Below are 10388 nucleotides of genomic sequence, written 5' to 3'. Positions count from 1 at the left end.
CATAATTTCCGGCTGTTTATGGTGAAATTAGAAACTTACGTTCGCATTCTAGCGAGCGCAAAAAAACCCGCCGGACTATCCGGCAGGCTCTTAGCCCATAAGGATTTAAAGATTATTCGTTTGAGAATTTGATGATGCCCGAAGTATGCAGCAGAACCAGCACGACGAGGACCGGCGCGATGTAACGGAGCGTGAACACCCATACGCGGAACCAGCCGGAGGTCAGGCCGGCGGACTCCCCGGCTTTTTTCCAGAAGTAGCCCGCAAAGATCGTCGTCATCAGTCCGCCGAGCGGCAGCAGAATATTGGAAGCGACGAAATCCATCCAGTCGAAAAAGGCTTTGCCCCCCATATCTCCAAGCGCCGGCACCATGCCAAGTGACAAGGCCGAAGGTACGCCCAGAAGGAAACAGATCACGCAAAGCACTACCACCGATACGTTGCGGCTCCAGCCCCAGCGGTCCATGAAATAAGCGACTGGAACCTCCAGCAGCGAGACGGCGGAAGTCAGCGCTGCAATCGCCAGCAGGATGAAAAACAAACCGCCGAAAAAAGCGCCCAGCGGCATAGCCGAAAAGGCTGCGGGCAGCGCGATGAAGATCAGCGCGGGTCCCTGCGTCTGGTCAATTCCGAAAGAGAAGGTTGTCGGAAAAATAATCAGTCCGGCGATAAGCGCATAAATTAGGTCGCCCGCTCCGATAGCAAGCGTAGCCGTGCCAAGCGACTGCCGCTTGTCCACGTAGGCGCCGTAAGTAATCAGTACCCCCATCCCCAGCGACAAAGAGAAAAAGGCATGTCCCAGCGCAACGAGCGCGGATTCGGACGTCAGCTTGGAGAAATCCGGATTAAGGAAAAAGGAAACCCCTTCTCCCGCCCCGGGAAGCGTGACTGCACGCACCAGCAAAACCAGCAGCAAAATCACAAGCCCGGGAATGACGATTTTATTAAAACGTTCAATCCCTTTGGAAATGCCGGCGCCTACAATCAGCCCGGTCAGTGCAATCGCCACGATCTGCCACACGATCGTCAGATAACCTCCGGTAAAACCGGCAAATTTTCCTGAAAAATCATTCGTATCAAACAAACGTCCGCTGAAGGACAGCACCGCGTAATGAAGCGTCCAGCCCGTCACAATAACGTAAAAGGACAAAATAATAAACGGAGAAAGGACCTGCAGCAGGCCGAAGCGCTGCCAGAGCTTACCGCCTCCCGCCTTTACGAACGAAGTGGAGGCGCTGCCCCGTCCTGCCCGGCCGATGGCCAGCTCGGCAAGCAGTACCGGCAGGCCGATCGCGATCAGACAGACGATGAACAGCAGAAAAAAGGCGGCTCCGCCATACTCCCCTGTTATGTAAGGAAATTTCCACATGTTGCCGAGTCCCACCGAGCTGCCGATCGCGGCCAAAATAAAGCCGGCGGAAGAAAAGCGGTCCCCTTTTGAAGCTCCGGTCTGGTTGTTGTTTTTCAACTTCTAACACCCTTCCTTGCATATGAAATGCCAAATCTGTATAAGTTTCCTCATTATATTTCATGTCATGTCAGATGTCAGTAATTTATTTCTGTATATTCATGAAAGAGCTATTTCAAAAATGAATATCCAATGAATAGAGCCGCTCCCCAAATGATCAGTGCGGATATTTGATTGACCAAGGCCATCAGGCGCCCGCTGGCGTCGAGCTCTCCTAATCTTTTACCCACATAAGCCAGAGCGGCAAACCAAATCCAGGAGACCAGGATACAGGCCCCGGCGTAGGCGACTTTTTCCATTCCCGAATAGGCAAGCGAACCGGAGCCGATCACGCCGATCGTATCCAAAATGGCATGGGGATTCAGCAGTGAAACCGAGGCTGCAAAAATCATTTGCTTGCGCGGCAACATCGGCAGCCCTTTTTCCGTCTCGAATCCGCCGGCTTCTGCCGAAGCAGCCCCGCTTTTCCAGGTTTGCAGGCCCATGTACAGCAAAAATATAAATCCTGCCGCTAAAAGAACACTTTTTAGCCAAGCGATGTCCAGAATCACCAAAGAGATGCCCATCACCGCGGCAAAAATTAATACGGTGTCGCATATAGCGGCGGTCAGCACAGCCGGAAGGGCATGCAGAAACCGGCTGTGCCGCGCCCCCTGGTTAAAAATAAAAACATTTTGAACCCCCAGCGGGAGTATAAGCCCGAAAGCCAGGATAAAACCGTGAAGAAATGCGGTCAACACAAGAAACAGCCTCCAATACCAAGTTTAAGGATGGGCTTCATTGTAACCGCAATCCGCAGCTCCGTATCCAACCAATTGGATTGCCGCCAACCCAACCAAAGGGTACAATGGAAAAAACGGCATCCGAGGAAGTGGCTGAACTTGTTTATTCCCGACTGGCAGCCGGACAAGCTGTCAACGATTCCTTTATATGTCCAGATCAAGCTGTTTATTAAACAAAAAATCGAAAGCGGCGAGTGGCCCGTCGGAGGCAAAATTCCGCCGCAGCGGTCCTTGGCAGCCGGCTGGAAGGTAAACCGGAGCACCATCGTAACCGCTGTGGACGAACTGGTTGCCGAAGGGCTTCTCGAGGGAAAAAGAGGCAGCGGCACGCTGATCGCCAACAACAGCTGGTCCCTGCTGAGCTCCACTCCTCCGCCCGACTGGCCTTCCTATGTTCAATCCGGCAGCCATGCCCCGAATCTGCCGACCATACAGGTCATTAACAAAGCGGAGTTTTATCCGGGTATTTTACGTCTGGGAACAGGAGAACCTTCCCCTGAATTATTCCCGCAGGACAAAATGCGGCAGGCGTTAAGCAAGCTTTCTGGACGTATCGGTCCGCTGGGCTACGAGGAACCCAAAGGTCTCCTCGCCTTAAGAGAGGAAATCAGCAAACACCTGAAAACGGCGGGCATGGACGTCTCCCCATCTTCAATCCTGATCGTGTCCGGAGCGCTTCAGGCGCTGCAGCTGGTAGCGGTCGGCCTGTTGAAGCCGGGAACCTCCGTTTGGCTGGAGAACCCGTCCTATTTGTATTCCCTGAATGTTTTTCAGTCTGCGGGAATCCGTTTGTTCGGCCTGCCGATGGATGAAAGCGGCCTTCTCCCCGGGCTGAACGCGGAACAAAAAAAGAAGCAGCAAGTTTCGCTGCTTTACACGATTCCGACGTTTCAAAATCCCACAGGGCTTATGATGCCGGAATCCAGACGCAGGGAGCTGCTGAAGCTGTGCGAGCAAATCCGGCTCCCTATTATAGAGGACGACGTATACCGGGACTTGTGGTTCGATGCCCCTCCTCCGCCTACGCTTAAGGCGATGGACAAAAACGGGCTTGTGCTTTATTTGGGCAGCACTTCCAAGACGCTAAGCCCCGGTCTCCGCATCGGATGGGTGGCCGGACCCGAGTCTGTCATCGACCGTCTGGCCGATATTAAAATGCAGACCGACTACGGTTCAAGCTCGTTGTCCCAGCTGACCGTGGCCGAATGGATGTCCGGCGGATTCTATCAGAAGCATCTGACAGAGCTGCGCCACAAGCTGAAAGCACGCCGGGACTACATGCTTGAGCTGCTTGAACGGCATTTGACAGGGCTGGCGGAGTGGAGCATTCCTCAGGGCGGGTTTTACATTTGGCTGCGCCTGCTCCCTTCCCTGTCCATGCACAAGCTGTTCGAAACGGCTTTGGCGCAGGGCATTCTGCTCAACCCCGGCCATATCTATGACCAGCAGCACAACCGCAATCTCCGGCTGTCTTTCGCTTACGCCCCGATGTCTGGATTCGAGCAGGGATTAAAACGCCTGGCGCTAATTATCAGACAGCTGATGGAATAACGATATATTGGAGGTAATCCGAATGATTCTGCAAAAAAACGATACTTTGTTCCGTCAAGGGGAATCCGGCCCTTTATACCGCATAAAAAGCGGGATGCTGAAAATCGTCCGCGTGCATGAGGACGGCTCCGAGTTCCTGGTGAACGTCATCACGCCCGGCGAAACGATCCCCCATCATTCCCTGATCAGTCCCAATCCTTATTACGGAACGGCTGTAGCCCTCATTCCCTGCGAGGTGGAAAGGATTCCGGCCTCGGAATGGTATCAGAATCTGGAACAAAATCCGGAGCTGTACCGTTCGGTCGCCCTGCAGCTGCAGGACAAACTCCGGATGATGCAGCAGCGCATCGACCAGTTGACCGAAGTGGCCCCGGCGGATAAGCTCAAGCAGCTGCAGGCCTGGTTTCAGGCTTATATTCAGCCTGCGTCTATAACGGATATTTTGACCCAAAGCGAAATCGGCCAATTGATCGGCTTAAGAAGAGAGACGATTAACCGCCTCCTCCGGCAGCAGACGAACGAATAAACGCTGTTTAATCAGGACATCCTCTCAGGACATGATCCGTTTCTGGCCCTCCAGCTTTTGAATCGGTTCAATGTTTTGGGTAAACTCCAGCGTGCCGAGGTATTTCCCTTCTTCGTCCCGTACCGCAAAATAACGGATATAAACGAACTTATCTTTAAAAGGAATCCAGAAGTCCTCAACCTCTTTTACGCCTGACTTGAAATCCTCAAGCAGCTTGTTGACGATATGAACGCTTTGCGGCGGATGGCAGTTCTGTACGGTACGGCCGATAACGGCTTTGGTGCGTGCGAAAATCCGTTCTTTGCCGTGGGAGAAATACCGGACGACATCCTGCTCGTCGATAAAGGTCAAGTCCACCGGTAGATGGTTCAGCATCGTTTCCAGCTGATGCAGGGAAAGAATGCCCGTCTCCATCCGGATCATCCCCTGCGGCAGGGTGGTTTCTGCGGCAGGCTCTTCCGCTGCCTCCGGCTCGAGGGCCCGTTCCGGCACCCACCGCTGCTGCGGCGAAACGAGGCAATAGCCGATCTCCTCGCTTTCGGCGGCAATTTTGAGCCATTCGTCTTCCGTTAATTTTTCCAAGGCCATAGGCAGCAAAATGTGCTCCTCTTTAAAAATCATATCCGTCACTTCGTTCATCACCCGCTCTAGAAGTCCAAACAGCTCTTCTTTGTTCCCGTTGTAATCGGTCAGCTTGGTTTTAAGCTCCTTAATGCCTAAGCGGATGCCGTCATCTACGCCCCACATCACTTTTGTAGGCCCATAGATACCGTATTTTTCGAGAAACGGGAACAGGAGATTTTCTTTGCGGCTGTAATGTTTATCGAGATCGTACAGCAAATTAAGGTCGGCCAGCAGCTTCAGGCGGCTGTTTTCCGAATCGTCTTTGCGGAATTGATCCGCGTGCAGGGAAATCGTAAAACGCACCAGCCGGTCGATTTCCTGATTTTCCGCCTTAAAAGTATGGACCGGGTGCCCCGGCTGCTCTTCCGGTTTGCCCGGCGCACGGTGAATGTCCTGGATCGAACCTTTAAAAACGGCCGCATGTACGCTGCACAACCGCTGCACCTCTTCTACCGGAATACCCTCTTCCTCCATCAGCGACTGCTCGAGGGCTGAAATTTCAGCCACCGAAATATCGCCGGCAGCCTGGGAAAACCGCGCCTGAACCTCTTCGACGCCCGTCCCGTTATGCAGCTCTTTTATAATTTCCTTCAGCAGCTCCAACCGTTTGCCGTTGTCTTCCTTGTATTGTTCGCGGTTATTGATAAGCTCGCTCATGTTTATTCCCTCCTGGTCGGTGATCTTTCCATCTGATCTTTCCATTTCTTCCCTCAGATTTTCCCTACTGATTCTGTTTAAAAAGTAACATCTGGTTATCCACAAACTTGTGATTTCAATCACAATAGATGAGTCAGGAGATTTATAGGATAAAGGTACAGAAGAAAAGGAAGGGGAATGCACATGGACTTTCAAAACATTTTTGCGGATCAAAAACCAGCCAGCACCTTTACGAAAAAAATACTGTTCCAGCAACCGGGTTATTCGGTGTTTGTGCTTACTTTCGGGCCCGGCCAGCAGCTGCCCACCCATAAACATCCCGGTGCCACTTTATATGTAACGCTGCTGGAAGGCGAAGGAACGGTTTATGCCGACGGCAAGGCCGCTGCTATGAAACACGGAGACGTCGTTCAGGTGTCTGGCGAGGAAGATTTCTCTTACCGAAGCAGCGAACAAACCGGATCCCGCCTGTACGCCGCCTTAATTAAACAATAAACAAACAAGTGGATAAAACAAAAAGAGACGTTTCGGCGGGCCTGCCGGACGTCTCTTTTTTTCAAGCCGATTTGATACCGGCTCTGACTGCTAACTACAGTTCTTTGGTCATATAAGTGCTGTTGGGATCATTCGTATACGTGCCAAATGGACCACAGTATTCGAAACCCAGCTTCTCATAAAGCCTGCGTGCCGGTTCAAAAAACGCCATGGACCCTGTTTCCAGACTTAAGCGTTTATAGCCCCGGTCCCGGGCAGTCCGAACGATGTGGTCCAGCATCGTTTCCGCTACCCCTTTGCGTTTGTGGCGGGACGCGGTACGCATCGATTTGATTTCTCCGTGTCCGGCGTCCAGCTCTTTCAAAGCTCCGCAGCCCAGCAGCTCTCCGTTCTCCCAAATCGTCCAAAACGTAATTTCCGGTTTTCTTAACCCTTCAAGATCAAGCGCGTGCACGCTTTCCGGCGGGGATGTGGCATACATATCCTGCAGATGTTCTTCCAATAACCCGATAATGGCCGTGCCAGTCAAATCATCGATTTTAATTTCCACAACCCTGCTCCTCCCTATGTAATGCTCCTAGTATAGAGTTTCAGCGGGCAGCGGGCAATCCTTCCTCAGCAAAAAGATCAGGATCAGCCTTAAACTTGCCTTTTCCACGAAAAGAAAGCCCCCGAAATGGGGGCTTCCTATGAATAAATATTCGATTCCAGAACGGCTAGTAAAGCCCTTCTACAGCTTTTAAACCTGGAGCTTTCTAATTCCGGAAGCCGCCGCTTTTATTTCTTGACCTCTTCACGCCATTTAAACTGCGGCTGCCAGCCCAGCAGCTTTTTGGCTTTTTCGTTGCTGAACAACGATTCATAGCCCTCCATCGGAGCACGGAAATCCGTTACGCCCGGATAACGGGCGGCCATCAGCTCGCGGCTGCGGACATTCATGCTGGAGTCGTCCGACGCAATGTTTAAGGCAACCGCGCCCAATCCATCCGCTTCAATCGCCAGCCGGCAGGCCGCCGCCGCATCGCGGGTATCGATATAGCTCCAAAGAATCCGATCCCGTTCCTCCGGCTTATCGATAAAGGAAGGGAAACGCGAATACCACTCCGGAGGGATAACATTGCCAAGACGCAGGGAGACGACCTGCATGCCGGTCCGGCGGTTAAACATTTCCGCCGTTTTTTCGTTCACGATTTTGGAGAGCCCGTAGCTGTCCTGGGGAAGCTGCGGATGCTCTTCGTCGAGCGGAACATATTGCGGTGCAAACGGATTTACCGCAAATACGATGCCATAAGAGGATTCGCTCGAGGCAATTACCGCTTTCCGGATCCCCAGGCCTGCGGCTGCCTCCAGAATATTGTAGGTGGACATCACATTGTTGCGAAAGGTTACCTCAGGCGTCCGGATATGCGCTGCCGGAATGGCCGCCAAATGAACGACTGCATCCGCGCCGGCCAATACGCTGTAGGTTTCGCCCAGATTTTCCAGATCGGCTGTCAGCGTCCGGCAAAGCTCTTCCTCCGGGCGGCGGGTGTCGACGTTAAGCACCTCGTAGCCCTGCTCCACAAAATGTTTGACGACCCAGCGTCCAAGCATGCCGCTGCCGCCCGTAATCACTACTTTTGCCACCGTTACTCCTCCTCCCCATCAAAAACTATTTCAAAATCTCCTCGATCCGGTTAAGGGTCTCTTCGCTTAATTCGATTCCCGAAGCTTTGGCGTTTTCGGTTACCTGCTCCGGACGGCTCGCTCCGATCAATGCGCTGGCCACATTCGGCTGGCGCAAAATCCAGGCCAGGGCCAGCGTGCTGACGCTGATGCTCTCATCTTTGGCTACCGCTTCAAGCTTGCGTACTTTAGCGATCTTCTCTTCAGTGATGCCATTACGCATGTTTTCCAGCTTTGCGGCACGGCTGTCCTGCGGAATATCGGAGGACGAGGTGTATTTGCCCGTCAGCAGGCCCTGAGCCAGCGGCGAGAACACCACTTGTCCAATCCCGGAGCGTTCGCCGAGCGGAATCACTTCTTTTTCAATGTATCGATTAAACAGGTTATAGATCGGCTGGTTTACGACGATGCGATCCAGCAGATAACGGTCGGCAAGCGCCAGCGCTTCGGCCATTTGGGACGCCTGCCATTCGCTTACGCCGACGTACAGCACCTTGCCCTGGCGGACAAGATCATCGATCGCGCGAAGCGTTTCGTGAAGCGGCGTGTCCTGATCGTAGCGGTGACAGTAGAAAATATCCACGTAATCATGACCCAGCCGTTTCAAGCTGGCATTTGCCTGCTCGATAATGTGTTTGCGGGACAGCCCTTTGTCGTTGGGACCTTCACCCATTTTACCGAAGGCTTTGGTGGCCAGCACATAGGATTCTCGCGGATAAGCCTTCAGGGTTTTGCCGACCAGCTCTTCCGCCGCTCCTCTTTCATAAACATTGGCCGTATCGAAAAAATTGATGCCGAGCTCATATGCGGTTTTGATTGAATTCACCGCATTTTCACGTTCGACGTAACCTCCGTATGTAAGCCAGCTTCCCAAACTGATTTCGCTGACCTTGAGGCCGCTGCCGCCTAATTTACGGTATTTCATATTACATTCCTCCCCGTTTCTTTGCTCCGTATCAATGTTAAGACCTATGGTTTGTTACGCTTACATTTTATAAAAGACAGGCCGGCTTTTAAAGAAGTGAAAAGATATTCACTTAATTATATCCAGGATAGATACTATACTTGAGTATACTTGTTTAATAAGGAGTAGCGGCTTCATTTTGAAAGAAAAAAGGCGGGATCGGCGTCATAAACTCCCTTATCGTGTGAAAGTCATGTTGTTTTTAGAAAATAGGTTGTATACTGGAAAATACTAAATAAAAGTTTGAGGTTTTGGCAGGAGGGCGTTTATGAGCAGCAACGAACAGCGTAATTTACAGAAAAAATTACAGCCGAGGCATATCACTTTCATGGCTATGGGGGGCGTCATCGGCACCGGCATTTTTAAGGGCAGTGCGGAAACGATAGGCCTCGCCGGACCCGGTGTCGTAATTACTTATGTCCTAGCCGGTCTTCTGCTGCTGGTCGTGATGGCGGCGATGACCGAAATGGCCACCGTTTATCCGGGGAAAAATATGAAGGATTTCGTGCGGGAAGCTTTTGGAGAGCGGTTGTCCTTTATCCTGGGCTGGCTTTACTGCTTTATGTGGCTTGCAGTCTGCGTCATTGAGATCATAGCGGCAGGAAGTTTCCTGCAGTATTGGCTTCCATCCGTTCCTTTGTGGGTGCTTAGCCTTGCCTGCGCAGCCCTGATCATTCTGATCAATATGATGAGCGTAAACAGCTTCGGCGAAGTTGAATTTTGGCTGGCGGGCATTAAAATTGCCATGATCATTCTTTTTGTTATCCTTGGTGCATTGGTCCTCTTTGGCATCATTAAAGGAGCCGGGGCTTCGGAAGCTCCCGGTCTGCAAAACCTGACGGCACACGGCGGATTTCTTCCGAACGGCTGGTCGGCCATTTTCTCCGCCTTGCTCGTAGTTACGTTCTCCTACGGGGGTTCTGAGCTTATCGGCCTGACGCTGACGGAAACCAAAAATGCCGAAAAAATTTTGCCGCGCATCGTAGGCAGCTTTATTCTGCGGGTGATTTTGTTCTACACGCTGCCTATTCTTGTCATTTGCGCCCTGATTCCCTGGAATGAGCTTGGCGGTACCAGCAGCCCGTTTGTGCAGGTATTGAATTATACGGGTCTGCGGGGCTCGGCGCATGTCATGAACTTTATTCTGGTGACGGCCGTTTTGTCCGCTGCAAACTCCGGCGTTTACGGGGCATCGCGCATGCTGCATGCGATGGCGGCGGCCGGCGAAGCCCCGCCGGTGCTGGCGCAGGTCTCCAAACGCGGCGTTCCGCTGCAGACGCTGAAGCTGGTTTCGGCCGTTTTGATCGCCGGAGCTTTGCTGGGCTTTTTCGCGCAGGATCAGCTGTTCCGGGTTTTAATGGCCGTTCCGGGTTTTGTGGTGCTGCTCGTCTGGATGACGTTTTGCCTAGCCCAGCTAAAGCTGCGGAAGGTTTATCCGGTTCAGCCGACCTTTAAGCTGTGGGGAGCTCCCTACATCAACTATTTGGCCGTTGCCTGTCTGGCCGTTATCGCGCTGCTGTTTCTGTTTGACGCCCAGAACCGGCTGAGCATTGGCGTTTGCCTGGTTGTACTGGCTGTGCTTGTGGTCGGCTCGATTTGGAAATTTGGCGGCAGGAAAGCTTAAACGATAATAAAAAAGAGAGCTTCCTCCCTTAC

Annotated in this window: 10 protein-coding genes; 4 read left to right on the top strand and 6 right to left on the bottom strand. The window is 52.3% G+C overall.

Annotated features, from left to right (window positions below; all coding sequences use genetic code 11):
* Positions 1-112: 112 nt before the first annotated feature.
* Together AC3ZPD_RS02485 and AC3ZPD_RS02480 are read right to left on the bottom strand one after the other, a co-directional pair.
* Complete coding sequence (locus tag AC3ZPD_RS02485; protein ID WP_490982676.1) at positions 113-1468, bottom strand: sodium-dependent transporter; 1356 nt, start codon at positions 1466-1468, stop codon at positions 113-115.
* Between the two features lie 110 nt (positions 1469-1578).
* On the bottom strand, positions 1579-2208 hold the full coding sequence (locus AC3ZPD_RS02480; protein ID WP_490982675.1) for a LysE/ArgO family amino acid transporter: 630 nt from the start codon (positions 2206-2208) through the stop codon (positions 1579-1581).
* A gap of 141 nt (positions 2209-2349) precedes the next feature.
* On the opposite strand from AC3ZPD_RS02480, the gene pdxR reads away from it, so the two are divergent.
* Together pdxR and AC3ZPD_RS02470 are read left to right on the top strand one after the other, a co-directional pair.
* A complete protein-coding gene (pdxR, locus tag AC3ZPD_RS02475; RefSeq protein ID WP_490982674.1) occupies positions 2350-3801 on the top strand; it encodes a MocR-like pyridoxine biosynthesis transcription factor PdxR in 1452 nt (483 codons plus the stop codon).
* Between the two features lie 22 nt (positions 3802-3823).
* A complete protein-coding gene (locus AC3ZPD_RS02470; RefSeq protein ID WP_490982673.1) occupies positions 3824-4327 on the top strand; it encodes a Crp/Fnr family transcriptional regulator in 504 nt (167 codons plus the stop codon).
* A 24-nt stretch (positions 4328-4351) separates the two neighbouring features.
* Here the strand turns inward: AC3ZPD_RS02470 and AC3ZPD_RS02465 are convergent, their stop codons facing one another.
* Positions 4352-5608, bottom strand: coding sequence for a DUF438 domain-containing protein (locus AC3ZPD_RS02465; protein ID WP_490982672.1), 1257 nt, complete (start codon positions 5606-5608; stop codon positions 4352-4354).
* A 183-nt stretch (positions 5609-5791) separates the two neighbouring features.
* On the opposite strand from AC3ZPD_RS02465, the gene AC3ZPD_RS02460 reads away from it, so the two are divergent.
* A complete protein-coding gene (locus tag AC3ZPD_RS02460; protein WP_490982671.1) occupies positions 5792-6103 on the top strand; it encodes a cupin domain-containing protein in 312 nt (103 codons plus the stop codon).
* A gap of 94 nt (positions 6104-6197) precedes the next feature.
* Here AC3ZPD_RS02460 and AC3ZPD_RS02455 read toward each other — a convergent pair whose 3' ends face one another.
* The 3 genes from AC3ZPD_RS02455 to AC3ZPD_RS02445 all read right to left on the bottom strand — a co-directional run bounded on the left by AC3ZPD_RS02455 (position 6198) and on the right by AC3ZPD_RS02445 (position 8693).
* Positions 6198-6653, bottom strand: coding sequence for a GNAT family N-acetyltransferase (locus tag AC3ZPD_RS02455; protein WP_490982670.1), 456 nt, complete (start codon positions 6651-6653; stop codon positions 6198-6200).
* Positions 6654-6880: 227 nt separating this feature from the next.
* Positions 6881-7729: an NAD-dependent epimerase/dehydratase family protein gene (locus tag AC3ZPD_RS02450; RefSeq protein WP_490982669.1), complete on the bottom strand. Its 849-nt coding sequence runs from the start codon at positions 7727-7729 to the stop codon at positions 6881-6883.
* Positions 7730-7754: 25 nt separating this feature from the next.
* Positions 7755-8693 carry an aldo/keto reductase family protein gene (locus AC3ZPD_RS02445; RefSeq protein ID WP_490982668.1) on the bottom strand — a complete coding sequence of 313 codons (939 nt, stop codon included), beginning with the start codon at positions 8691-8693 and terminating at the stop codon, positions 7755-7757.
* A gap of 307 nt (positions 8694-9000) precedes the next feature.
* Here AC3ZPD_RS02445 and AC3ZPD_RS02440 point away from each other — a divergent pair, with 307 nt between their 5' ends.
* Positions 9001-10356, top strand: coding sequence for an amino acid permease (locus tag AC3ZPD_RS02440; protein ID WP_490982667.1), 1356 nt, complete (start codon positions 9001-9003; stop codon positions 10354-10356).
* Positions 10357-10388: the final 32 nt, after the last annotated feature.

The sequence above is a fragment of the Paenibacillus mobilis genome (assembly GCF_058267595.1).
This window is presented reverse-complemented; position numbering and strand designations above follow the sequence as displayed.

What these genes read in the sequence shown, in the direction of transcription:
- AC3ZPD_RS02470 (WP_490982673.1), top strand. Translation starts at nt 3,824, where the DNA reads ATGATTCTGCAAAAAAACGATACTTTGTTCCGTCAAGGGGAATCCGGC.
- AC3ZPD_RS02465 (WP_490982672.1), bottom strand. Translation starts at nt 5,608, where the DNA reads ATGAGCGAGCTTATCAATAACCGCGAACAATACAAGGAAGACAACGGC.
- AC3ZPD_RS02460 (WP_490982671.1), top strand. Translation starts at nt 5,792, where the DNA reads ATGGACTTTCAAAACATTTTTGCGGATCAAAAACCAGCCAGCACCTTT.
- AC3ZPD_RS02445 (WP_490982668.1), bottom strand. Translation starts at nt 8,693, where the DNA reads ATGAAATACCGTAAATTAGGCGGCAGCGGCCTCAAGGTCAGCGAAATC.
- AC3ZPD_RS02440 (WP_490982667.1), top strand. Translation starts at nt 9,001, where the DNA reads ATGAGCAGCAACGAACAGCGTAATTTACAGAAAAAATTACAGCCGAGG.